Below are 22,652 nucleotides of genomic sequence, written 5' to 3'. Positions count from 1 at the left end.
TCGAGACACGCGAAGGCTGGCGCTTCCCATGCGTGTCTCGACTTCGCTCGACACGAACGGGAGTATAGGCTTGGCTTATCCACTCCCGGTCGAAGAAACCGGCCGAAGCCGAGCGCCGCATCTTATAAGCAAAAGCATCCGGGGGGCGGGGCCTTTCGGCCGCTCCGCCCCCCGTCTGCGTCGGGGGCAAGTGGGGATGTCCGGAGTGGGGGCAGGGGGCATCAGGGACCAGACCGATGCCCCCCACCGCTCCATTGAGCGGAACACTCGGGAACATCCGATACCATACAAACGCCGTGCCAGTTCGCCGAGCTCGCGGTTTCCTGCGTGGAACGCTGGTTAGCGATTCCTTACCGGCCGGCACGGCTGTCAAAAATCCCGACACATCGCGGTTCATCCTCGTTCAGCAAGCGTTCAGCCGATTGACTACAGTTGTAGTCGTGTTGCAGGTAAGCGCCAGTAAGGGAGGGGTTCCGATATGGCGGAGCGAGCAAGCGAGTCGGAGATGCAGGTGCTGTCGGCGCTGTGGGACAAGGCCCCGCAGACCGCCGCCGACCTGACCCAACGCATCGGCAAGATCAACGGCTGGACGCAGGCGACCGTGAAGACGCTGCTTGCGCGGCTGGTCCAGAAGGGCGCGGTGACGGCGGAGGCCGACGGGCGCCGCTATCTGTACCGCCCCGCGATCGACCGCGCCGAGGCGGTCGGCGAAGAATCACAGCGCTTCGTCGACCGCCTCTTCGGCGGCCGCGTCAGCCCGATGATCGCGCACCTCGCCGAGCGCGAGGCCTTGTCCGACGCCGACATCGCCGAGATCGAGGCCTTGCTGCGGAAGCTCAAGTCATGAGCGCCGACCTGATCATGCAGGCCTGGGGCGACACGATGGTCGCCACCGCGCTCCTCGTTCTTGCGGTGCTGCTGATCCGCAAGCCCTTCGCGCGCCACTTCGGCCCCGGCCTGACCTACGCGCTCTGGCTCGTTCCGGCGTTGCGGCTCGTCCTGCCGCCGTTGCCCTTCGCCGAGCCTGTGACGGTCGCCGCGACGCCGACGGTTCCTGCCGATGTGGTGCTGATCGAAATGGCCGATGCGGTGCGGACCGCAGGCACGCCCGCCGCGCCTGTCGCGCCCATGGGATCGACCTGGACGTTCGCAGACGCGCTGCCGCTGCTTTTTGCGCTGTGGATCACCGGGGTTCTGATCGTCCTCGTCTCGGCGTGGGTATCGCATCGGCGGTTTCGCGAAGCGGCGCTTGGCGGTGCGGTCGAGCTCGAACCGCTCGGTTCCATCCGGCTAATCATGACCGACGCGGTCGACGGCCCCGTCGCTTTCGGGCTCTGGCGGCGCTTCGTCGCGGTCCCGCACGATTTCTTCGCGCGCTATGTCGCCGAGGAGCGTGCGCTCGCGATCGATCATGAGCTGGCGCACCATCGCCACGGCGATCTCTGGGCCAATGCTGTCGCGTTGCTGTTGCTCGCGACGCAATGGTTCAATCCCTTCGCGTGGCGCGCGATCCGCGCCTTCCGGTTCGATCAGGAGGCGGCGTGCGACGCGCGTGTCCTCGCCTTGGTCGAGGGTGGGGCCAACGAGGCTCCCCGGGGCCTGCGTACCGCCCGCTATGCCACGGCGATCGCCAAGGCGGCGGTCGGGTCGCGGCTGTCGCTCGCGGCGCCGATGGCGGTCCACGACAATCTGCAGGAGAGACTGACGATGCTCACGAGGGAGGATATTTCGAAGCAGCGCGGCCTGATCGGCAAGCTGCTCGTCGGCGGCGCGACGCTCGCCGTGCTCGCAACCACTGCGACGCTGGTTCCCGCTGGCATCGCGACCGCGCAGCCCGCCGACGTTCCCGAGCCGCCGGCTCCGCCGCCAGCACCCGAGGCGCCGGCTGCGCCCGAAGCCCCGGGCGTGATGATCTTCACCGAACAGCATGACGCCGCCGCCGCCGACAAGGATGGCAAGAAGCGCGAAGTGCGCCGCATCGTCGTCCGCCGTGACGGGGGCGGTGAGGGACATCCGGCGATGATGTTCGCCCCCGCCGACGGCACAGGGAGCAAGGACAAGGTGCGGCGCGTCGAAATCCGTATGCCCGGCAGCTTGTCGCGCGACGATGTGCTCGCCACGCTGAAGGAGCAGGGAATCACCGGGGCCAAGGCCGACGCGATCGCCGACAAGCTCGAGGCGAAGCGCCGCGAGAGCTTTCGCACCGTGATGGCGCCGATGCCCCCCATGCCCCCTATGCCGCCCATGCCGGCAATGCCCGCGATGCCGCATGGCGCCTGGGCGCCGGTGGGAGGCAAGGCGATGGTCGTCCGCTGCGGCGAAGGCGGAACGACCGCACCGATCGTCAACCGCGACGAAAGCAACGGCAACAAGCGCAGCCGCGTCATGATGTTCGCGTGCGCCGATGGTCCCGAGGGCCGTGCCGCTCGCCTGTCGGCGCTCAGGAAGGCGCGCGAATCCTTTGCCGAGGGCGAGCGCGCCCGCGGCCTTTCGGAGGAGATGCGCGCCAAGGTCGCCGCCGACCTCGACAAGGCGATCGCCGACATCGAGAAATCGGACCAATAGGGCCCGACAACCGAACCAATTGAGAAAGCGGGCCAAGGGGAGTCAGGACCCCCGCAACCCGCCAGCTTCACCGCCTGTCTTCGTCCCCGGTAAGGCCGGCGTCGGGAGCGGGAAAGGGAGCGGTCCGTCCCGCTCCCTTTTTCGCGTCTCGGGGCTTTTTCGCCTCGGCTCCCTTTTCCTTCGGCGGGACCGATGCCACATGAGAGGCATGAGCGAAGCGAAATCCTGGCCCGACACGATCCGCGCCGGCGAGTGCGAGCAGCACGAACCGCTGGTACGCCGCGTGCTCGCGCCCAATCCGTCGCCCTATACCTTCACCGGCACCCAGACGTGGATCGTCGGGGCGGGAAACGACCTCGCGGTGATCGACCCCGGTCCGACCGGATCGGGGATGAGCATCGGCGATCCGCCCGATGCCAATGGCGCGGGCCATGTCGATGCGATCCTGCGCGCCACCAAGGGTCAGCGCGTCGCCGCGATTCTCTGCACCCACACCCACCGCGACCATAGCCCCGCCGCCGCGCCGCTGAAGGCCGCGACCGGCGCGCCGATCGTCGGCTGCGCCCCGCTCGCGCTTTCGGACGACGGTCCGCGCGCCGATTCCGCCTTCGATCCGGACTACGCCCCCGATCGCGTGCTGGCGGACGGCGAGCGGATCTCTGGCGACGGCTGGACGCTCGAAGCTGTCGCGACGCCGGGGCACACCTCGAACCATCTCTGCTTCGCGCTCGTCGAGACGGGCGCGCTGTTCACCGGCGATCATGTCATGGCCTGGTCGACCAGCGTCGTCAGCCCGCCCGACGGCGATATGGCGGCCTATATGGCCAGCCTCTCGAAACTCTACGAGCGCGGCGACCGCGTCTATTATCCCGCGCACGGCCCCGCGGTGGCCAAGCCGAAACAGCTTGTCCGCGGGATGCTCGGCCACCGCAGGCAGCGCGAGCGGCAGATCCTGCGCGAGCTCGAAAAGGGGACGGCTGTGATCCCCGTCATGGTCAGCCATATGTACAAGGGCTTGGACCCACGCCTGACGGGTGCGGCCGGCCGGTCGGTTCTGGCGCACCTGCTCGACCTGAAGGCGCGGGGGATGGTCCGCGTCCGTCCGGATGAAGCCGGGCGGGAAGAATGGGAACTGGCATGATCGTTTCGCTGTTTCTGGCTGCCGCTGCCGGAGCCTTCGCGCCCGCATCGGGGCCCGTCGTCGCGCTCGTCGCCGGGGAGGGCAAAAGCCAGTGTCTGCCCGACCATAGCCTGTGCCTCGACGTGCCGCCGGCCGAAGAGGGCAACGGCGCGGGAGCGGTGCTGCGCATCTCGTCCCCCGGTGCCGAGGCGGTTTCGCTGGCCCTGCCCGAATTCGCTGAAGCGCAGTCGGTCGAACTTTGGCCGCGGCTGATCCGCGCGGAGGATGGAGCGAACCGCTATCTCGTCGGTATCCTTACCGGACAGACCAGCATGTATTCGGGCGGCGGCGGATCGGCGTCGCAGCTTCACCTGATCGAACTCGATGCTAGGCCGAACGCGCTCCGGCTGAGCGGCGAGGCGCTCGACATGCCGTGGAGCGGGTCGCTGCTCATCCGCGCCTGCTTTTCGGAAAAGGATAGGAAGAACCGGCTCGAGGCGTGCCACGACGAATATGATTTCGGCGCGGCGCTCGCCGCGGCACCCGGCGGCGCGGCGGTTTTCCCGACGCTCAGCTATCGCGCCGTCGCGACGGCTTTTCCGCGCACCTCGCGCCGGTCGGAAGACAATAGCGCCACGAAACTGAAACGCGCCGATCTCGTCCGCGCGCAGGACCCGGCCTGTACCTACGATCGCGTTCTGCGATACGATCCCGCGACTTCGCGCTACGAACTGGATCGCCCATTGCCCGATTGCTCGGACTATACGACGCCATGACCGACAAGACCTCCGCACCGCGCCTTGTGTCGCGCCTGATCCTCCTCGCCGCCGCGGCGCTGCTTGCGCTTGCCGTCTGGTGGTCGATCTCGGCATGGCGCGACTGGCAGCGCGGTTTCGATCCGCAGACGGTCGTCGCCGCGAGCCTGCAGGGCTTGCAGGAACAGAATGTCCTCGTGCCTTTCACCGCGCGCTACGTCGCCGTCGTGACCTCGACCCAGACGCGCCTCGGGCTCGAGGCGAAGAAGACGCTGATCATGCCCGGGACGGTCCGCTACGAGCTTGACCTCGGCCGCCTGAAACAGTCGGACCTCGACTGGGACGGCGACACCAACGCGCTGACCGTCACCCTGCCGCCGCTCCGCCTTGCGGGACCCGAGATCGATATCGACGCGATCAGCGAGTTTCGCGACGGCGTGATCCTGCTGACGCTGACCGACGCCGAAAAGACGCTCGACGCCGCGAACCGCAAGGCGGCGCAGGAAGAGCTGATCAAACAGGCGAAGGGAACCACCCCGATGCGCCTTGCGCAGAACGCCGCGCGCGCCGCGGTCGAGCAGAGCTTCGCGATGCCGCTGAAAGCCGCGGGAATCGACGCGAAGGTGACCGCGCGCTTCGCGGGTGCACCCGCCGGATGATCCGCGAATTGCCCTGTCGGCGGGGGGCGTGTAGAGGAGCGGGCAAGGCTAAAGCCACATAAGGATAATGCGATGACTGCTCCCATCCGCGAGACTCTCTCGGGCCTCGACCTCCGCGCCGAAATCGACCGCCTCCGCAAGGAGCGCAACGCCGTCATCCTCGCGCATTATTACCAGAAGCCCGAGATTCAGGACCTCGCCGATTTCGTCGGCGATTCGCTGGAGCTGTCGCGCAAGGCCGCGGACACCGACGCCGGCGTCATTGCCTTTTGCGGCGTCAAGTTCATGGCCGAAACCGCGAAGATATTGTCGCCGGAGAAGATTGTCGTGCTGCCCGACATGGACGCCGGGTGCAGCCTCGAGGACAGTTGTCCGCCCGAGCAGTTCAAGCGCTTTCGCGAGCAGCATCCCGACCATATCGCGCTGACCTACATCAACTGCTCGGCGGCGGTGAAGGCGCTGAGCGACGTCATCGTCACGTCGTCGAGCGCCGAGACGATCATCAGCCAGATCCCGCCCGAGCAGAAGATCATCTTCGGCCCCGACCGCCATCTCGGCGGCTATCTCAACCGCAAGTTCGGGCGCGAGATGCTGCTGTGGCCGGGCGTCTGCATCGTCCACGAGGCGTTCAGCGAGACCGAACTGCTGAAGCTCAAGGCGCAGCATCCGGGCGCGCCGGTCGCGGCGCACCCCGAATGCCCCCCGCACATCATCGACCACGCCGACTATGTCGGCTCGACGAGCGGCATCCTGCAGTTCGCCAAGAGCTTTCCCGGCGACACGCTGATCGTCGCGACCGAGCCGCACATCATCCACCAGATGGAACTGGCGCTGCCCGAAAAAACCTTCATCGGCGCGCCCGGCGCCGACGGCAACTGCAACTGCAACATCTGTCCGTACATGGCGCTCAACACGATGGAGAAACTCTACCTCGCGCTCCGCGACCTCCAGCCGCGGATCGAGATGGACGAGGAGCTTCGTCTTGCCGCGCGCAAGAGCCTCGACCGGATGCTGGAGATGGCGTCGGGAACGGTAGGGAAGGGCGATCTGGGCCGCGCCTGATCCGCGACTCGGCGGAGACAATTCGGTCAAGCAGGCGCCGCGATTCGATTGCTGCATTGCGGCAATCGAATCCGAAAATGCTGCAGCCCTGTTACAAAAATGCTGCGCCGAATCCGCTTGTTGCTAATGCCGGACTTATCCACAAGCACGGGGGCCGGGACGGGCTTTTGCGTTGGTTTTTGCTTGGCGGCCAAAGCGGTTCGTGACAGCTTCAAATCATCGGGCGACAGAGACGAAAAGCCGCCGGGACAGGAAGGGTAGTTGCAAGACTAGCCGGATGAGAACGGACCGGATTTACGAGGACATCGACCGATAGCCTGATCACGGAACGCCGCGATTCCCACGAGTTGAGGCGAACCAGATCGGCATATGAAAGACAGTCCATCGCTCTGAAAGCGCAGTTGCTTCGGCAAAGGCACGGACAAGATGATGAAGGGTCTTTCAGGTGAGGCCGGCCCCCGAAAGGGGGCCGACCAAACCATCGCCGGATTGTTCCGGAGCCCGCTGCGGCGCATGACCATGTGGCCCGTCGGTCGAAAGGCCGGCAGACCGGAAGGCTGCGAAGCGCGGCGCGAGGAATGAAACCGGATAGTGGGGGTTGACAGCGATGTCGGCCCCCATTTCGTTTGGCGCGTCCGATGCACCCGCCCATCCCCGCGCAATCCTCGAAAATTCTCGTCCTGTGATTTTCGTCACATCGCGGTCGCACGCCGCCGCCTATGACTGTCCTGCGACCCGGAGCAGTTCCCCGACCGGAACTGATCCTCCTCTCCCGGCCGCGGTCTTTCGGGGCCCGGCCGGGAACTTTTGGCGCCTGCTCGCATTGTTGGCACATCGCTGGAGTGCGGCAGGGATGCCCGGTCCGGTTTCCCGCATTTCGCCCGCCGCGGCGCGCCCGGTCGCTCCGGGAAAGGAAGATCATGGGCCTCGTCATCTCCTTGATCGTCGGCGGCATCATCGGCTGGCTCGCGAGCATCGTCATGCGAACCGATGCGCGGCAAGGCATCATTCTCAATATCGTCGCCGGCATCGTGGGGGCCTTTCTCGGCGGCTTTCCGGGCCGTGCCTTCGGGGCGGGCGCCAGCCTCGAACCCTTCGATCCGGTCGGGCTGCTATGGGCTTTCATCGGCGCCATTCTGCTGCTCGCGCTCGTCAATCTGATCCGCCGCGGCGGTGTGCGGTGAGGTGCATGGCGCCCGCCGCCCGGCCGCCGCCATTTCGCTAGGCGATTGCAGATATTTAGGTTAGCATCCTCCATGCCTGTTTCATCAGGCGCCATAATGATCGTAGGGGGTCAGAACATGATTGATTTCATTATTGCACTTGTCATGGGCGGCATCATCGGCTGGCTCGCCAGCATCGTGATGCGCACCGACGCCCAGCAGGGCATCTTCCTGAACATCATTGTCGGTTGCGTCGGCTCGATCCTCGGCCGGCTGCTGCTCGGCGGTTTCCTCGGCGGCGGCCATTTGCGCGGCGACGCCTTCGACTGGCGGACGCTGGTCACGGCGTTCATCGGCGCAATCGTTCTGCTTGCCATCATCAACCTGATCCGGCGCGGGCGGGTGCGCTGACGCCGGACGCACCGGCGGCGATCCGGCCCGACCGGGCCGGACGGAAAGTCCGTGAAATCAGGGGGCGGTCGACAGCGGTCGGCCGCCCCATTTTCATGCCGCAAGCACTGGAAATCGAGGAACAACTTGCTTATGACGCGCGCCGCGGCGGGAACCGGGACGGCAAAGTTTCACCTCTTGCACGTGGTGATTTAATAAGATAATACACCTTCAAAGGGACGATCCCGCTCTTGCGGGCCGGGCGCGCTGCCCTTTGCGGCGGCGCTTTTGGCGAGCGCGGACGGCGGAGGGGATGCGGCGTGAACTACGAAACGAAAGTGGATTCGATGGACAGCCTGGCGGGGACGCAAAGCTTTTACGAGGACGAAGCGGATAATCGCCGCAAGCGGATGCTGACGATCGCCGCGGTGGCGCTGATCGCGGTGGTGCTGCTCGGCGTCTGGTACGCTTTCACCCACAGCAAGGGCGGCGAAGGCGCCGCTGGCGGGCCGGCGGCGCAGAATATCCCCAATGTCACGGTGATGATCCCCGGCCGCGTGTCGGTCGATGCCGCGATCGCCGCGAACGGCACGATCGCCGCGCGCCGCGAGATGCCGGTCGGCATCGCGGGCGAGGGCGGTCAGGTCGTCCGCGTCCTCGTCGAGCCGGGCCAGTGGGTCGGCGCCGGACAGACGCTCGCGGTCATCGACCGCTCGGTGCAGGCGCAGCAGGCCGCGAGCCTCGCCGCGTCGATCAAGGTCGCGCAGGCCGATGCCAGCCTTGCGCAGTCCGAACTCGACCGCGCGCAGGCGCTCGTCGGCCGCGGCTTTATCTCGAAGGCCGATCTCGACCGCAAGCGCGCGACCCGCGATGCGGCGAATGCGCGCGTCCGCGTCGCGCAGGCGCAATATCAGGAAGCGGTCGCGCGCAACGGCCGGCTCAACATCGTCGCGCCCGAGGCCGGCCTCGTGCTGACGCGCCAGGTCGAACCCGGCCAGGTCGTCGGTGCCGGGAGCGGTGTATTGTTCCGCATGGCGAAGGGCGGCGAGATGGAAATGCTCGCGCAGCTTGCCGAAGGCGACCTCCAGCATGTCAAGGTCGGGACCCGCGCGGTGGTGACGCCGGTCGGCACCAGCCTGCAGATCGCGGGGCAGGTCTGGCAGGTCTCGCCGATCGTCAACATGGACACGCGTCAGGGCACCGTCCGCATCGCCGTCCCCTACAGCGCGGCGCTGCGCCCCGGCGGGTTCGCCGACGCGCGGTTGGTCGCCGGCACCGCCGAGGCGCCACTGCTCCCCGAAAGCGCGGTGCAGAGCGGGGCCGAGGGCAGCTTCGTGCTGATCGTCGGCAAGGACGACAAGGTCGAACGGCGCCCGGTCAAGGTCGGCACGATCACCGATGGCGGCGTGTCGATCGCGTCGGGCCTGACCGGCACCGAAAAGGTCGTCGTGCTCGCGGGCGCCTTCCTCAACCCCGGCGACAAGGTGAAGCCGGTGGTGCAGAAATCGTCGCAGTAACGACCGACCGCATTCGGGCAATCGCATTCGGGCAGCACGCGCAAAAGGCGTTTGAATCATGAGCTTTCGCAACATCTCCGCCTGGTGCATCCGCAATCCGGTGCCGCCGATCGTGTTGTTCGTGCTGTTGCTGCTGGCGGGCGTCGTCAGCTTCAACCGGATGGACGTCAACGACAATCCGGACGTCGAATTCCCGGCGGTGCAGGTCATCGTCGTGCAGCCGGGCGCGGCGCCGTCGGAGCTCGAGACGCAGGTGACGCAGCGGGTCGAGGCCGCGGTGCGCGCGGTCAGCGGCGTCGATGAACTCTCCTCCTATGTCAGCGAAGGCAACAGCCGCACGATGGTGCAGTTCGCGATCGGCACTCCGATCGACCGCGCCTATAATGACGTGAACCAGGCGGTTCAGCAGATTCGCAGCGACCTGCCCGACGGCATTCTCGAACCGCAGGTCGTGCGCGTCGATATCGCGGGCGGCCCGATCACCTTTTTCGCGGTCGAGGCGTCGGACATGACGCTCGAGCAGCTGAGCTGGTTCGTCGACAATACGGTCGCGAAGGAATTGCTGTCGATCCCCGGCATGGCGAAGGTCAGCCGCTCGGGCGGCGTCGATCGCGAAATCCGCGTGATCCTCGATCCCGCGCGGATGCAAAGCTATGGCCTGACCGCCAGCCAGGTGAACCAGCAGCTTCGCCAGGTGAACGTCAACGCCGCCGGCGGCCGCACCGAGATCGCGGGAGCCGAGCAGGCGGTCCGCGTCCTCGGCAACGCCGCCAACGCCTTTCAACTCGGCGAGACGCGCATCTCGATCGGCAACGGCCGGACGATCCGGCTCGCCGACGTTGCCAAGGTCAGCGACGGCTACGCCGAGCAGCGCAACCTCGCGAAGATTCGCGGCAAGCAGGTGCTGTCCTTCTCGATCGAGAAGGCGAAGGGTGCCTCCGACGTCACCGTCCATGACGAGGCGATGAAGAAGCTGGCCGAGATCAAGAAGAACAACCCCAAGGTCGACTTCAAGATCCTCTTCACGCGCACCGAATATACGAAGGAACAATATCGCAGCTCGATGGCGGCGATGATCGAGGGCGCGGTGCTCGCCGTCGTCGTCGTCTTCCTGTTCCTGCGCGACTGGCGCGCGACGCTGATCAGCGCGATGGCGATCCCGCTGTCGGCGATTCCGACCTTCTGGTTCATGGACCTGATGGGTTTTTCGCTGAACGGCCTGTCGCTCCTCGCGCTCAGCCTCGTGGCCGGGGTGCTCGTCGACGATGCGATCGTGGAGATCGAGAATATCGTCCGGCACATGCGGATGGGCAAGACCGCCTATCAGGCGGCGATCGACGCCGCCGACGAGATCGGCCTCGCGGTCGTCGCGACGACGATGTCGATCGTCGCGGTCTTCCTGCCCGTCGCGCTGATGCCCGGCGTTTCGGGGCAATTCTTCATCCAGTTCGGGATGACCGTCGTCTTCGCGGTGCTTGTCAGCCTTGCGGTCGCGCGCATGATCACGCCGATGATCGCGGCCTATTTCCTGTCCGCGCAGGGCGAGCAGGAGCATGCATCGGGGCCGTGGGTCGATCGTTACGAGCGCATCCTCGCGTGGACGCTCGACAATTCCAAGCATCAGCTCGTGCGGGCGGGGTACGCGCCGGTGCCGACGCGGCTCGTCTTCCTGTCCATTCCGCTGGCTGCGGCCGCCATCACCGCGCTGCTGATGGTGTTCAGCTATTTCCAGCCGGTTCCGCTCGGACAGGATGCGCCCAATCCGGCGCTGCATTTCTTGCTGAAAACCCCGTTCATGATCGTCTTCGCCTATCTGGCTGTCGGGCTGTTGCAGATCGTCATCGGTGCCGTCGCCTATGCGGCGGGGATGCGCGAATGGGCCTTTACCCGCTGGGCCGCCTTCATGGCGCGGCGCGCCTATGCGCGATTGTTCGACCACCGCGTCTGGATCGTCGGCATCGGGGGCGCCGCCTTCGCTCTCAGCATCATCCTGTTCGCGACCCTGCCGCAGCAGTTTCAGCCGACGATCAACAGCGATTTCAGCCAGGTGAAATATGAACTGCCGCCGGGCTCGACGCTGGCGCAGAGCGAGACGATCGCGCGCCAGATCGGGGCGATCCTCGACGATAATCCGTCGGTCGAAACCGCCTTTTACGACGTCAATGTCGGCGGCGGCAACGCTTTCATCACGCTGAAGAAGAAGCGCGAACTCAGCAGCGTCGAATGGGAGCGCGGGCTGCAGCCGAAGCTGGCGGCGATCCCCGACGCCCGCGTGACCTTCCAGAGCCAGTCGGGCGGTTTTTCCGGCCGCGACATCACGATGGTAATCGGCGGCGACGACCCGAAGCTGCTCGAACAGCATGCGCTGAAGATCGTGGCCGAGATGAGCAAGCTCAAGGAACTGCGTTCGCCGCGCATCGAGGGCGACATTCCGCGGCCCGAGATCATCATCAACCCGCGGATGGACCTTGCCGCCGAACTCGGCGTGACCACCTCGGCGCTCAGCCAGACGATCCGCATCGCGACCTTGGGCGATATCGACCAGAATGCGGCGAAATTCTCACTCTCCGATCGCCAGATTCCGATCCGGGTGCTGCTGTCCGAGGATTCGCGCCGCAGCCTCGCGACGATCGAGAATCTGCCGGTGCCGACCGCGCGCGGAACCACGGTGCCGCTGAAGTCGGTTGCCGAGATCGGCTTCGGCGCCGGCCCGACCGAACTCCGCCGTTACAACCAGACGCGGCGTATCGTCATCGGTGCCGACCTTGCGCCCGGCCTCGTCACCGGCGACGCGCAGAAGAGGATCGACGCGCTGCCCGCGGTCAAGAACATGCCGCAGGGCGTGCGCAAGATCATCCAGGGCGATGCGAAATGGCAGGCCGAGCTGATCACCAACTTCATGATCGCCGTCGTGTCGGGGCTGATGCTCGTCTTCTCGACGCTCGTGCTGCTCTACCGCCGTTTCCTGTCGCCGCTCGTCAACATGTCGTCGCTGCTGCTCGCGCCGCTCGGCGGCCTGCTCGGTCTGCTGGTGACCGGCATGGAAATCTCGATGCCCGTCTATATCGGCCTGCTGATGCTGCTCGGCATCGTCGCGAAGAACTCGATCCTGCTCGTCGATTTCGCGATCGAGGAGATGGATCATGGCGTCGGCAAGCTGGAGGCGCTGCTCGACGCAGGGCGCAAGCGCGCGCAGCCGATCGTGATGACCACCGTCGCGATGGTCGCGGGCATGGTGCCGACCGCCTTGTCGCTGTCGGGTGACGGCGCCTGGCGCGCGCCGATGGGGGTCGTCGTGATCGGCGGCCTGACGATGTCGACGATGTTGACGCTGCTGATCGTGCCCGCGGGCTTCAGCCTTGCCGACAGCATCGAAAAGCGCCTCGGCCGCTTCTTCTCGAACAATCTGCTGACCTACCGGAAGGGCGACGATACGAAACCGCATGCCGCCCCGGCACCGCACGCGGCGGAATGAGGGTGATCCACCGGCGCGGCGACATGCTGCGCCGGTTGCAACCTTTGCGGCGTTTCGCCATTTGAATCGCATGACCGACCATGCTCTTACCCGCCCGGCGGGCATCGCCGTTCCGGTGCGGGGCTCGAATATCCGCGTCGTCGCGACCGGGCTGCTGATCGCGATGGCGGCGGTGTTCGTCGCGACCAGATATTATCAGGACGTCCATCCCGCGATCGGCTTCGTCCGCGCCTTTGCCGAGGCGGCGATGGTCGGCGGCCTCGCCGACTGGTTCGCGGTGACCGCGCTCTTCCGCCATCCGCTCGGCCTTCCGATCCCGCACACCGCGATCGTTCCGCGCAACAAGAACCGCATCGGCGACACGCTCGCGCGCTTCCTGCTCACCAATTTCCTGCTGCCGCGGCTGATCGCGCGCAAGATGCGGACGCTCGACGTCGCGGGCGCGGTCGGCAAATTTCTCGCGCAGCCTGCGGAAGGCGGCGGGCGCCTCAAGCTCGGCGCGTCGCGCATCATCGCCGATGCGCTCGGCGCGCTCGACCAGCAGCGGCTCGGCGGCATGGTCAAATCGGCGATTGCCGATCGCTTGCGCGAACTCGATGTCGCGCCGCTGCTGGGGCAGGCGATGCAGGCTGCGCTCGCCGAGGGGCGGCATCAACCGCTGCTCGACGCGATGGTCAAATGGGGATCGAAAACCCTCGAACTCAACGAGCATCTGATCCACCAGATGGTCCACGACAACAGCAATGCGATCGTGCGCTTCACCGGCCTCGACGAGAGCATCTCGAACCGCATCGTCGCGGGGCTGTCGAAGCTGCTCAGCGAAATGGCGGTCGATGAAACCCACCCCTTGCGCCTGCGCGTCGAGGAAGGCCTCGCCAAGATGGCGCTCGACCTGCGGCACGACCCCGAGGTCAAGGCGAAGGTCGCGCACGTCCGCGACGAGCTGCTCGAAAACAAGGCCGTCAAGCGCTGGCTCGACGGCCTGTGGGAGCAGGGGCGCAGCGCGCTCCTCAAAGCCGCCCGCGACCCCGAAACGATGCTCGCGGGCCGGATCGGCGAACTCGTCACCCAGTTCGGCGCGATGCTGGGCGAGGACGAGGCGATCAAGCGCACCCTCAACCGCTACGCGCGCCGCGCGGTCGTCGGCATGGTCGACAGCTATGGCGAAGCGGCGCTCAAGCTGGTGTCCGACACGATCCGCGGCTGGGACGCCAAGACGATAACCGACCGCCTCGAAAACGCGGTCGGCGACGACCTCCAATATATCCGCATCAACGGCACGCTGGTCGGCGGACTGGTGGGGGTGGCGATCCACGCGGTCGATATTTTGATTTAACCCCCTTGCTCGTCATTCCCGCGAAAGCGGGAACCCAGAGCGTGCGTCGACTGACCCCACACTGGTTCCCGCTTTCGCGGAAACGACGAAGCTAAATGAGGCTCGCCAATCCCTCGCGAAACGTCGGATATCTCGGCGTCCATCCCAGCAGCCGTTTCGCCTTGCCGTTCGCGACGCGGCGGTTCTCGGCATAGAAGGCACGCGCGGCGGGCGACAGACCGGCATCGTCGAGCGTCCGCAGCGGCGGCACCGGCGCGCCGAGCATTGCGCAGCCCCATTCGACGAGCCGGTTCTGGTGACAGGGCGCGTCGTCGGCGAGGTTGTACACGCCCGCCGGCCCACGGAACGACGCCATGATGCCGCCCGCGATGTCATCGACATGGATGCGGCTGAACACCTGTCCAGGCAAATCGATCCGGTGCGCGGACCCCGAACATATTCTATCGAGGATCGAGCGGCCCGGACCATAGATGCCGGGCAGGCGAAACAGGCGCATGTCGCCGCGCAACGCCTGCCACGCCGCATCGGCGGCGTTGCGGTCGGGGCGGCGGCCCTTGATTGGCGCGCTCTCATCGACCCACGCGCCACCGGTGTCGCCATAGACGCCGGTCGAGGACAGATAGCCGGCCCATCCGGCAGGTGCGAGGGCGATTGCTTCGCCATAGCGCTCCAGAACCGGATCGGACCCATCGACCGGCGGCACCGACGACAGGATATGCGTCGCCGAGCGCAGCGCGCCGAGCACCGCATCCTCGTCCCCGAAGGAGAGGCTATCGCCGCGTCCGTCGCGCGTCGTTCCCACGACCTCCCAGCCGCGCGCATCGAGCCGCGCCGCGAGATGCCCCGCCGCATAGCCCATTCCGAAAATCAGCATCTTCGCCATCGCAGCGCTTATTGCGCGCTTGCCGCGCCGCGCCTAGACCCCATGGCATGACCGACGCCTCTTCCACGCCCCCCGTTCCCGTCACCATCCACCGCGGCGATTATCGCCCGCCCGAATGGCAAGTGCCCGACATCGCGCTCGATTTCGCGCTCGGCATCGACGCGACGCGCGTGTCGTCCGCGCTGTCGGTGGTCCGCCACGCCGACACTATGGTGCCGCTGGTCCTGCGCGGCGACGGGCTGACCCCGCTCGGCGTTCGCGTCGATGGCGAGGGCTGGAACGACTGGCGCATGGACGGGTCCGACCTGATCGTCGACCTCGGCGACCGCACCGCCGCGACGGTCGAGGTCGATACCGCGATCGACCCTGCGGCGAACACCCAGCTCATGGGCCTTTATGCTTCGAACGCCATGCTCTGCACCCAGTGCGAGGCCGAAGGGTTCCGCCGCATCGCTTTTCATCCCGACCGGCCCGACGTGCTCAGCCGCTACAAGGTGCGGATGGCGGGCGACAAGGCGGCCTTCCCGGTCCTGCTGTCGAACGGCAATTGCGTCGCCTCGGGCGAGGAGGGGAGCGATCACTGGGCCTTGTGGGAAGACCCGTGGCCGAAGCCCGCCTATCTCTTCGCGCTCGTCGCGGGCGATCTCGTCGTCAACCGCGACAGCTTCACCACGCTGTCGGGACGCAAGGTCGATCTCGGCATCTGGGTGCGCGCCGGCGACGCCGACCGCACCGGCCATGCGATGCAGGCGCTCAAGAACAGCATGGCGTGGGACGAGCGCGTCTATGGCCGCGAGTACGACCTCGACCTGTTCAACATCGTCGCAGTCAGCGATTTCAACATGGGGGCGATGGAGAACAAGGGGCTCAACATCTTCAACACGCGCTACATTCTCGCCGATCCCGATACCGCGACCGACGTCGATTACGACGGGGTCGAGGGCGTCGTTGCGCACGAATATTTCCACAACTGGTCGGGCAACCGCGTCACTTGCCGCGACTGGTTCCAATTGTCGCTGAAGGAGGGCTTCACCGTCTTTCGTGACCAGAGCTTCTCGGCCGCCATGGGTTCGCCGCCGGTCAAGCGGATCGAGGATGTCCGCCTGCTCCGCGCCGCGCAATTCCCCGAGGATGCGGGGCCGCTCGCGCACCCGATCCGGCCCGACAGCTATCAGGAAATCTCGAACTTCTACACCGCGACCGTTTACAACAAGGGCGCCGAGATCATCCGCATGATGGCGACGATGGTCGGGCCGGAGCGCTTCCGCAAGGGCACCGACCTCTATTTCGCGCGCCACGATGGCGAGGCCGCGACATGCGAGGATTTCGTGCGCGCGATCGAAGAAGGCGCGGGCGTCGATCTCAAGCAATTCCGTCTCTGGTACAGCCAGGCGGGCACGCCGCGCGTCACGGCGCGGATCGACACCGATGCCGCGACCGGCGAGCGGACGCTGCATCTCGCGCAATCGGTTCCCGCGACCCCCGGCCAGCCCGACAAGGCGCCGATGCTGATTCCGCTCCGCATCAAGGCGTTCGATCTCGACGGCAGTCATGGCGCGGAGGAAGAGGCGCTCGTCCTGCTCGACCGCGCCGACATGGCGGTGCCGCTCGGGTCCTATCGCAGCCGGCCGATGCTCTCGATCAACCGCGGCTTCTCGGCGCCGGTCATCGTCGATTGCGCGCGCGAGGCGGGCGAGCTTGCCTGGCTCGCGGCGCACGACGACGACCCGTTCGCGCGCTACGAGGCGTTGCAGCAGCTGATGCTCGACACGCTCGTCGCCGCGGTTTCGGGCGACAAGGCCGATCATCGCGCGGTGATCGATGCGGTCGCGACGACGCTCGGCGGACGCGCCGCCGATCCGGCTTTCGTTGCCGAGGCCGTGCTGCTCCCCAGTGAAGCCTTCATCGGCGACCAGATGGTCGTCGTCGACCCCGACGCGATCCGGCGCGAGCGGCTGGCGCTGCAGGCGGCGATCGGGGCGGCGCTGGAGGCGGAATGGCGCGCAATCCTTGCCGAGGGCGCGCCGCCCGCGACTGATCTCACCCCCGCGGCCAAGGGGCGGCGGCGCCTGCGCGGGGTCGCGCTCGCCTATCTCGCCGCGACGCCCGCCGCCGATGCGCCGGCGCTGGCCTTCGGAATCTTCTCGGGCGCCGACGGCATGACCGAGCGGCAGACGGCGCTCGCGACGCTGGCGCATGGGGACAGCGACGAGCGCGTGGCGGCGCTCGACATCTTCTACCAGCGCTACCGCGACAATCCGTTCGTGCTCGACAAATGGTTTCAGGTGCAGGCCTGGTCGCTGCGTCCCGATACCGTCGATGCGGTGCGGGAGCTGGCGGGGCATCCCGACTTTACCCTGTCGAATCCCAATCGCGTCCGCTCGCTCTACGGAGCGCTCACCGGAAACCAGGCCGCTTTCCATCGCGCCGACGGCGCGGGCTATCGCCTGATCGCCGATCTTGTCATCGCGCTCGATCCGAAGAATCCGCAGACCGCGGCGAAGATGATCCCGCCGCTCGGCCGCTGGAAGCGCTTCGACGAGGCGCGCGCCGCGATGATGAAGGCGGAGCTTGGGCGCATTTTGGCGCAGCCCGGCCTGTCGCGCGACGTGACCGAGCAGGCGAGCAAGAGTTTGCTGGGGTAGGGCGGCTTCCCGACCTTGGTCATTCCGGCGAAAGCGGGACCATCTTTGTTATAACGGGGGCGGCCTTGGGTGTCTTGGCATCGTTTACGAAGTCGAGGATGCCCATGAGCGAGCTGCGGAACCTGGCGTGGACCTTCCCCGCCTCTCCCTGGTCGTGTTCCCCCGCTCAGCCGGGGCTGCGGTGGTTTGAGCGGCAACGCGGGACGGACTGGCGGGCTGGAACAGATTTCCGGCCGGTCAATTTCTTCTCAGCCTCTCATCCGGATTCGCGCGACAAGATTTGTGTGAGATGCCGGAGCGTAAGGGATATCGAGACCGAGGCCGCGTTCGAAGGCCGTGATCGCGGCGAGGTCCGCCTGTGTGTCGCCCTCGATATTGATTGCCGCGTGCGCAAGAACGCCGAACCAGCCCCCGCTCTTTCGAACGAGGCAGGCCGTGCCTGCGATTTTTTTCCTGCCGGAGACGATGTTGAAACGCCCGTCGCAATAGCTGCCCTTGACCCAGCCTGTTTCGGCGGAAACGCCGATCGCGGCGAAGCCTATGATCAGACGCTCCGTAAAGCGTTGGAAACAGGCGTTGATATCGACCGCACCGACGGGCGCGATCTCATATAGGCTGAAATTCAATATGCCGGGCCTGTGAACCACCGTGGTGCCGCCGCTTGTACGAACGAAAACGGGCCAGCCGCGTGCACGACTGGTGGCCGCAGCATCCGCAAAGCCTTCCATGCGGGCGAACCGGCGCGTTGTGACGAGGCAGCGGCTGTTCGTCCAGAGCCGTGCGTGTTCGGCGCCGCGCTGTGCGGCGAGCAGGGCGTTGAGCTGTCGCTCATCCTCGGTGACCGCCGCCTCGCCGTCTCCGCGTTCAACGGGGGTGCCCGGCGCCAGCGCATGCGCGAGGCCGCTGAACAAGGGCGCGCGCGCCCCGCCTCAGCCGACGCGGCCGACGATCTCTCCCGCGGCGACGGGAGTTTCGGCGGGAACATCGATACGAAGGGTGCCGGAGGCGGGCGCGGTGAGCTCGAAGCTCGATTTTTCGACCATGATCTCGGCAATGATGCTACCTTCCGTGACAACATCGCCGTCGGCATAGAGCCAGGCCGAAATGGCGGCCTCGTCGCCCTCGTTCCAGAGGCCGGTGGGTATGGTGATATCGGTCATCTGCTCATGGCTCCAGAATGGCGAGCGCGGCCGCTGCGACCTTGTCGGCATCGGGCAGCACGAAATGTTCCATCACCGGCGTGAACGGCACGGGGATATCGGGATGCGCGATGCGGCGCGGGGTGGCGTGAAGCGGAACTCCGGCCTCGCAGACGCTGGCGATGATCTCGGCGCCGATGCCGTAACTCATGTAGTCGTCATCGACGACGAGCAGCCGCCCGGTCTTCCGCACGGAGGCACGCACGGCCTCGCGGTCGAGAGGCGCGATGCTGCGCAAGTCGATGACCTCAGCTGAATAGCCCTTCTTTTCGAGCCGCGCGGCGGCGTTGAGCGCGTGATGCACGCTGAGCCCGAGCCCGATGAGCGTGATATCTCTGCCCTCGCGCACGACGGTCGCCTTGCCGAGCGGCACGACGTAATCGCCTTCGGGGGCGTCGGTGATCGAACGCTGCACGGTGCCGAGCCAGCCCATGCCCTGCAGCGCCTTGTGATACATGAAGATCACCGGGTTGGGATCGCGGATGGCGGCGAGCATCAGTCCCTTCGCGTCGTGCGCGTTCGAAGGGATGATGACCTTGAGCCCGGGCAGGTGGCCGAAGGTGGCGTAGAGCGTCTGGCTGTGCTGCCCGGCGTCGCCGTACCCGCCGCCGACACTCGTCATCAGCACCATCGGGCAGGTGACTTGCCCGCCCGAGAAATAGCTTTGCTTCGCCGCGAGATTGTAGATCGCGTCCATGCAGACGCCGAAAAAATCGACGAACATCAATTCGACGATCGGCCGCATACCGGCGGCGGCGAGGCCGACAGCCGCGCCGATGAATGCGGTTTCCGAGATCGGCGTATCACGTATGCGCTCCGCACCGAATGTGTCGAGAAGGCCCGTGGTCGTGCCGAACACGCCGCCGAGCTTGCCGATATCCTCGCCCATCACGAGAACGGCCGGATCGCGCTCCATCTCCTGGCCGATCGCTTCGGAAATCGCGCGTGCAATGGTGAGGCGGCGCGCGGGGCGGGGCGCCGCGATGGCATCAGGCGAAGACATGGGCGAAGGCCTCCTCCGGCTGGGGATAAGCCGCGGCGCGTGCGGCGGTGAACGCTGCATCGACGGCGGCGCGCGCATCAGCCTCTGCCTCGTCGAGATCGGCGGCGTCGAAACCGTCGGCGAGCAGGCGGTCGCGGTAGGCGGGGATCGGGTCGGCGGCCTTCAGGCGCTCGACCTCGCCCGCCGGGCGATAGGCTTCGGCATCGCCCATAAAATGCCCTTCCAGGCGGCAGGTCTCGATTTCGATCAACGACGGGCCCTCGCCGCGCCGGGCACGGGCGATCGCTTCCCCGGCTACGTCATGGATCGCATCGGGATCGTTGCCGGGGATGAAGTGCCCGGGCATCGCATAGGCGGCGGCGCGGTCTGCATTGCGCGCGACTGCCGTGCAATCGCGCTTCGCGACCGAGATGCCATACGCATTGTCCTCGATCACGAAGATGGCGGGCACTTTCCAGACCGCGGCGAGGTTGAGCGCTTCGTGAAATGCGCCCTGATTGGCGGCGCCTTCGCCGAGGAAGGCGACCGCGACATGATCCTCGCCGCGCAGCCTGCTCGCGAGTGCGGCGCCGACCGCAGGGCCAAGGCCCTGTGCGATGATACCCGAGCAGGCGAAATTCACGCGCGCATCGAACAGGTGCATGTGCCCGCCGCGCCCGCCGGAAAGCCCTGTCGCCTTGCCGAAGATCTCCGCCGCCATGGCATGAAGATCGACGCCCTTGGCGATGGCGATGTGGTGCGGGCGGTGCGTCGCCGTCACCGTGTCGCCGGGGCGCAGGTGCACGCAGACGCCGACCGCGCATGGCTCCTGTCCGTCGGACAGGTGCATCTCGCCGGGAAGCGGGCCCTTCGCCATGTTGAACACGGGGGTCTTGCCTTCGAAATAGGCGGGCTTGATCAGCGCTTCGAAATGGCGGCTCTTCACCATCGTTCCGTACATCCAGAGCCGGTCGCTACGGTTACTCATCGCGCCACCGCGCCGCCGTCGATGACGAGCTCGATACCGGTGACGAAGCGCGCCTCGTCGCTGGCGAGATAGACCGCGCCCATGGCGATGTCCTCGGGCAGCCCCACGGCGTTCAGCGGATTGAGCGCAGCGACTGCCGTCCACGGATCGTCTGCCGGGATCGAGCCTTCGCGGACCCAGCCTTCCACCGCCGTTTCCAGCATCGGCGTGTGGATGCAGCCGGGGTGGATCGAATTGCAGCGGATCGGTAGCCGGTGCGCGGCCCATTCGATCGCGAGGCTTTTCGTCATTTGCCGCACCGCGCCTTTCGATGTGTTGTAGGCGAGCTGGTCGGGGTAGCCGACGAGGCCTGCGACCGAGGAGAGGTTGATGACGCTCGCTGGCTGGCTTGTGCCGCCGCCCTTCGCGAGCAGCGCCTGAAAGGCGCGGCAGCCGAGGAAGACCCCATCGACGTTCACCGCCATCAGCCCGCGCCAGTCGGCGAGGCTGTGCTCGGTCACCAGCTTCACAAGTTCAACACCGGCGTTGTTGACGAGGATGGAAAGCTTGCCGTGCGCGGAATCGATATGCGCAGCCGCCTTCGCCCAGTCGGCCTCGCTCGTCACATCGAGCGCGAGCGGTTCCGCGCCGATTTCGGCGGCGAGCGTCTCAACGCCCGCGACGTTGCGATCGGCGGCGATCACGACCGCACCTTCGCGCGCCATCGCACGGGCTATACCTGCGCCGATCCCCCGCGCCGCGCCCGTCACCAGCGCGACCTTGCCTTGCAACCTGTCCATAAGCCTCTCCTTCGCATGTCATTTGTGAAAATGACCTACAGGAGCGGAACTGGCGTGGCTTGCGCCAGAGCGGCGGCTTATTTGGGCAGGAGGGAACTTCGTTCGTCATCCGCCGCGCGCGCCGTGGCTTTCCGGTAACTGCGCGGGGAGAGGCCGAAGGCGTCGCGGAACGCATGGCTGAAATGCGAGGCGTCGGCGAAGCCGTGCCGCATCGCAATCTGCGTGATGCTGTAGCCCGCCATGGTGCGGCTCGCCAGGTCGCTGCGCGCCGCCATCAACCGCCGCTCGCGAATCCACGTGCCGACCGTCACGCCGAATTCCTCGAACAGGCGGTGGAGATAGCGCGGGCTGAAACGGAATGCCGCCGCAATCGTAGCGGCCGAAAGCCTGGGGTCGCCGAGATGCGCGAGGATATGCTCCTGCACACGGCCGAGCACCGCGCGGCGGAAGGCGCTGCTCGCGATACGGTCGTGCTCCGGGCGGAAGGTTGCGGCGAGCAGTTCGACCGTGGCGTGTAGCACGGCGGTGCGATCCTGCGGGTCCACGGTTTCGACAGTTTTGTGGATCTGGCGCAGGTGGGAGAGCAGGATGGAACCGAGCCCGGCGCTGCCATCCACGGAGAGGCCGCACATGTCCTCAATGCCCGGCACGATCGTCGTTGCCATGCGGTGCGGGATCAGGATCGAGAGCTGGTGCAGTTCGCGCGTGTTTTTGAACATCGCGGGGCGGGTGCTGTCCCACACCGAAATGATGTCGCGACGTACAACCGATTCATTGCGCCCTTGTCGTATCAGGCTTTCTCCTTCCTTGAAGTAGAGAAGGCAGAAATAGTCGTTTTCGCTGCGTTTCACGTCATCTATGGTGCGGAAACCGGTGGTGGGGTCGCAGACGACCTGCGTGAATACGAAGTCGTTGATCGTGCGGCGGCGGACCTTGGCGCCGTAGCGTTCCTTGCCCGCGGCCGCGAGGCTCCAGTGGGAATGCGTGCGGTCTAGCACCTCCTGAAAGCCGGGAAGTTGCCGCGGCGGCGGCAGTGATGCGGAACTCCAGCGCTCTTCGCTCAGAAGCATAGTTCAACCCTCTCCGAACCGGCAGGCTATGCCCGTCCGTGACCGGACGCAACAGGCATGGCGT

Annotated in this window: 19 protein-coding genes; 12 read left to right on the top strand and 7 right to left on the bottom strand. The window is 66.5% G+C overall.

Annotation, left to right across the window (positions count from 1 at the left end; all coding sequences use genetic code 11):
- Window positions 1–478 precede the first annotated feature (478 nt).
- The 11 genes from ACE3SL_RS08440 (at window position 479) to ACE3SL_RS08390 (ending at window position 14,042) form a co-directional block, all read left to right on the top strand.
- Window positions 479–847 (top strand): BlaI/MecI/CopY family transcriptional regulator, encoded by a 369-nt coding sequence (locus ACE3SL_RS08440; RefSeq protein WP_374525298.1) that lies wholly within the window; start codon window positions 479–481, stop codon window positions 845–847.
- The gene (locus ACE3SL_RS08435; RefSeq protein ID WP_374525297.1) at window positions 844–2,565 is read left to right on the top strand and encodes a M56 family metallopeptidase; all 1,722 of its coding nucleotides are present in this window, start codon (window positions 844–846) and stop codon (window positions 2,563–2,565) included. Before ACE3SL_RS08440 ends, ACE3SL_RS08435 begins: the two co-directional genes overlap by 4 nt.
- Window positions 2,566–2,773: 208 nt before the next feature.
- A complete protein-coding gene (locus ACE3SL_RS08430) occupies window positions 2,774–3,706 on the top strand; it encodes an MBL fold metallo-hydrolase (protein ID WP_374525296.1) in 933 nt (310 codons plus the stop codon).
- Window positions 3,703–4,461 (top strand): hypothetical protein, encoded by a 759-nt coding sequence (locus ACE3SL_RS08425; protein ID WP_374525295.1) that lies wholly within the window; start codon window positions 3,703–3,705, stop codon window positions 4,459–4,461. Before ACE3SL_RS08430 ends, ACE3SL_RS08425 begins: the two co-directional genes overlap by 4 nt.
- Entirely contained in the window at window positions 4,458–5,099 is a 642-nt protein-coding gene (locus ACE3SL_RS08420) for a DUF4230 domain-containing protein (RefSeq protein ID WP_374525294.1), read from the top strand. The genes ACE3SL_RS08425 and ACE3SL_RS08420 overlap by 4 nt, the downstream gene beginning before the upstream one ends.
- Window positions 5,100–5,171: 72 nt before the next feature.
- A complete protein-coding gene (gene nadA, locus ACE3SL_RS08415) occupies window positions 5,172–6,161 on the top strand; it encodes a quinolinate synthase NadA (RefSeq protein ID WP_374525293.1) in 990 nt (329 codons plus the stop codon).
- 920 nt (window positions 6,162–7,081) lie between these two features.
- Window positions 7,082–7,345: a GlsB/YeaQ/YmgE family stress response membrane protein gene (locus tag ACE3SL_RS08410; RefSeq protein WP_374525292.1), complete on the top strand. Its 264-nt coding sequence runs from the start codon at window positions 7,082–7,084 to the stop codon at window positions 7,343–7,345.
- Window positions 7,346–7,462: 117 nt separating this feature from the next.
- Window positions 7,463–7,735: a GlsB/YeaQ/YmgE family stress response membrane protein gene (locus ACE3SL_RS08405; RefSeq protein ID WP_374525291.1), complete on the top strand. Its 273-nt coding sequence runs from the start codon at window positions 7,463–7,465 to the stop codon at window positions 7,733–7,735.
- Between the two features lie 299 nt (window positions 7,736–8,034).
- Window positions 8,035–9,231, top strand: a complete 1,197-nt coding sequence (locus ACE3SL_RS08400; RefSeq protein ID WP_374525290.1) for an efflux RND transporter periplasmic adaptor subunit — start codon at window positions 8,035–8,037, stop codon at window positions 9,229–9,231.
- Window positions 9,232–9,289: 58 nt separating this feature from the next.
- Entirely contained in the window at window positions 9,290–12,706 is a 3,417-nt protein-coding gene (locus ACE3SL_RS08395; RefSeq protein ID WP_374525289.1) for an efflux RND transporter permease subunit, read from the top strand.
- A 70-nt stretch (window positions 12,707–12,776) separates the two neighbouring features.
- A complete protein-coding gene (locus tag ACE3SL_RS08390) occupies window positions 12,777–14,042 on the top strand; it encodes a DUF445 domain-containing protein (RefSeq protein ID WP_374525288.1) in 1,266 nt (421 codons plus the stop codon).
- Window positions 14,043–14,133: 91 nt separating this feature from the next.
- Here the strand turns inward: ACE3SL_RS08390 and ACE3SL_RS08385 are convergent, their stop codons facing one another.
- Window positions 14,134–14,925 (bottom strand): SDR family NAD(P)-dependent oxidoreductase, encoded by a 792-nt coding sequence (locus ACE3SL_RS08385; RefSeq protein WP_374525287.1) that lies wholly within the window; start codon window positions 14,923–14,925, stop codon window positions 14,134–14,136.
- A 47-nt stretch (window positions 14,926–14,972) separates the two neighbouring features.
- Here ACE3SL_RS08385 and pepN point away from each other — a divergent pair, with 47 nt between their 5' ends.
- Window positions 14,973–17,570: an aminopeptidase N gene (pepN, locus tag ACE3SL_RS08380; protein WP_374525286.1), complete on the top strand. Its 2,598-nt coding sequence runs from the start codon at window positions 14,973–14,975 to the stop codon at window positions 17,568–17,570.
- 248 nt (window positions 17,571–17,818) lie between these two features.
- Here the strand turns inward: pepN and ACE3SL_RS08375 are convergent, their stop codons facing one another.
- The 6 genes from ACE3SL_RS08375 to ACE3SL_RS08350 all read right to left on the bottom strand — a co-directional run bounded on the left by ACE3SL_RS08375 (window position 17,819) and on the right by ACE3SL_RS08350 (window position 22,588).
- Window positions 17,819–18,481, bottom strand: a complete 663-nt coding sequence (locus ACE3SL_RS08375) for a biotin/lipoate A/B protein ligase family protein (protein WP_374525285.1) — start codon at window positions 18,479–18,481, stop codon at window positions 17,819–17,821.
- Window positions 18,482–18,499: 18 nt separating this feature from the next.
- Window positions 18,500–18,730 carry a biotin/lipoyl-containing protein gene (locus tag ACE3SL_RS08370; RefSeq protein WP_374525284.1) on the bottom strand — a complete coding sequence of 77 codons (231 nt, stop codon included), beginning with the start codon at window positions 18,728–18,730 and terminating at the stop codon, window positions 18,500–18,502.
- 4 nt (window positions 18,731–18,734) lie between these two features.
- A complete protein-coding gene (locus tag ACE3SL_RS08365; RefSeq protein ID WP_374525283.1) occupies window positions 18,735–19,772 on the bottom strand; it encodes an alpha-ketoacid dehydrogenase subunit beta in 1,038 nt (345 codons plus the stop codon).
- Window positions 19,759–20,739, bottom strand: coding sequence for a thiamine pyrophosphate-dependent dehydrogenase E1 component subunit alpha (locus tag ACE3SL_RS08360; protein ID WP_374525282.1), 981 nt, complete (start codon window positions 20,737–20,739; stop codon window positions 19,759–19,761). The genes ACE3SL_RS08365 and ACE3SL_RS08360 overlap by 14 nt, the downstream gene beginning before the upstream one ends.
- Window positions 20,736–21,518: an SDR family NAD(P)-dependent oxidoreductase gene (locus ACE3SL_RS08355; RefSeq protein WP_374525281.1), complete on the bottom strand. Its 783-nt coding sequence runs from the start codon at window positions 21,516–21,518 to the stop codon at window positions 20,736–20,738. Before ACE3SL_RS08355 ends, ACE3SL_RS08360 begins: the two co-directional genes overlap by 4 nt.
- 77 nt (window positions 21,519–21,595) lie before the next feature.
- Complete coding sequence (locus ACE3SL_RS08350; RefSeq protein WP_374525280.1) at window positions 21,596–22,588, bottom strand: helix-turn-helix domain-containing protein; 993 nt, start codon at window positions 22,586–22,588, stop codon at window positions 21,596–21,598.
- Window positions 22,589–22,652 lie beyond the last annotated feature (64 nt).

Source organism: Sphingopyxis sp. (assembly GCF_041916015.1).
Classification (GTDB): Bacteria; Pseudomonadota; Alphaproteobacteria; order Sphingomonadales; family Sphingomonadaceae; genus Sphingopyxis.
Note: the sequence above shows the minus strand (reverse complement) of the source record. Positions and strands in the feature narration are given on the sequence as shown.

Excerpts from the sequence above, each read along its gene's own strand:
- ACE3SL_RS08440 (WP_374525298.1), top strand. The coding sequence starts at position 479 with ATGGCGGAGCGAGCAAGCGAGTCGGAGATGCAGGTGCTGTCGGCGCTG.
- ACE3SL_RS08435 (WP_374525297.1), top strand. The coding sequence starts at position 844 with ATGAGCGCCGACCTGATCATGCAGGCCTGGGGCGACACGATGGTCGCC.
- ACE3SL_RS08430 (WP_374525296.1), top strand. The coding sequence starts at position 2,774 with ATGAGCGAAGCGAAATCCTGGCCCGACACGATCCGCGCCGGCGAGTGC.
- ACE3SL_RS08425 (WP_374525295.1), top strand. The coding sequence starts at position 3,703 with ATGATCGTTTCGCTGTTTCTGGCTGCCGCTGCCGGAGCCTTCGCGCCC.
- ACE3SL_RS08420 (WP_374525294.1), top strand. The coding sequence starts at position 4,458 with ATGACCGACAAGACCTCCGCACCGCGCCTTGTGTCGCGCCTGATCCTC.
- nadA (WP_374525293.1), top strand. The coding sequence starts at position 5,172 with ATGACTGCTCCCATCCGCGAGACTCTCTCGGGCCTCGACCTCCGCGCC.
- ACE3SL_RS08410 (WP_374525292.1), top strand. The coding sequence starts at position 7,082 with ATGGGCCTCGTCATCTCCTTGATCGTCGGCGGCATCATCGGCTGGCTC.
- ACE3SL_RS08405 (WP_374525291.1), top strand. The coding sequence starts at position 7,463 with ATGATTGATTTCATTATTGCACTTGTCATGGGCGGCATCATCGGCTGG.
- ACE3SL_RS08395 (WP_374525289.1), top strand. The coding sequence starts at position 9,290 with ATGAGCTTTCGCAACATCTCCGCCTGGTGCATCCGCAATCCGGTGCCG.
- ACE3SL_RS08390 (WP_374525288.1), top strand. The coding sequence starts at position 12,777 with ATGACCGACCATGCTCTTACCCGCCCGGCGGGCATCGCCGTTCCGGTG.
- ACE3SL_RS08385 (WP_374525287.1), bottom strand. The coding sequence starts at position 14,925 with ATGGCGAAGATGCTGATTTTCGGAATGGGCTATGCGGCGGGGCATCTC.
- pepN (WP_374525286.1), top strand. The coding sequence starts at position 14,973 with ATGACCGACGCCTCTTCCACGCCCCCCGTTCCCGTCACCATCCACCGC.
- ACE3SL_RS08370 (WP_374525284.1), bottom strand. The coding sequence starts at position 18,730 with ATGACCGATATCACCATACCCACCGGCCTCTGGAACGAGGGCGACGAG.
- ACE3SL_RS08365 (WP_374525283.1), bottom strand. The coding sequence starts at position 19,772 with ATGTCTTCGCCTGATGCCATCGCGGCGCCCCGCCCCGCGCGCCGCCTC.
- ACE3SL_RS08360 (WP_374525282.1), bottom strand. The coding sequence starts at position 20,739 with ATGAGTAACCGTAGCGACCGGCTCTGGATGTACGGAACGATGGTGAAG.
- ACE3SL_RS08355 (WP_374525281.1), bottom strand. The coding sequence starts at position 21,518 with ATGGACAGGTTGCAAGGCAAGGTCGCGCTGGTGACGGGCGCGGCGCGG.
- ACE3SL_RS08350 (WP_374525280.1), bottom strand. The coding sequence starts at position 22,588 with ATGCTTCTGAGCGAAGAGCGCTGGAGTTCCGCATCACTGCCGCCGCCG.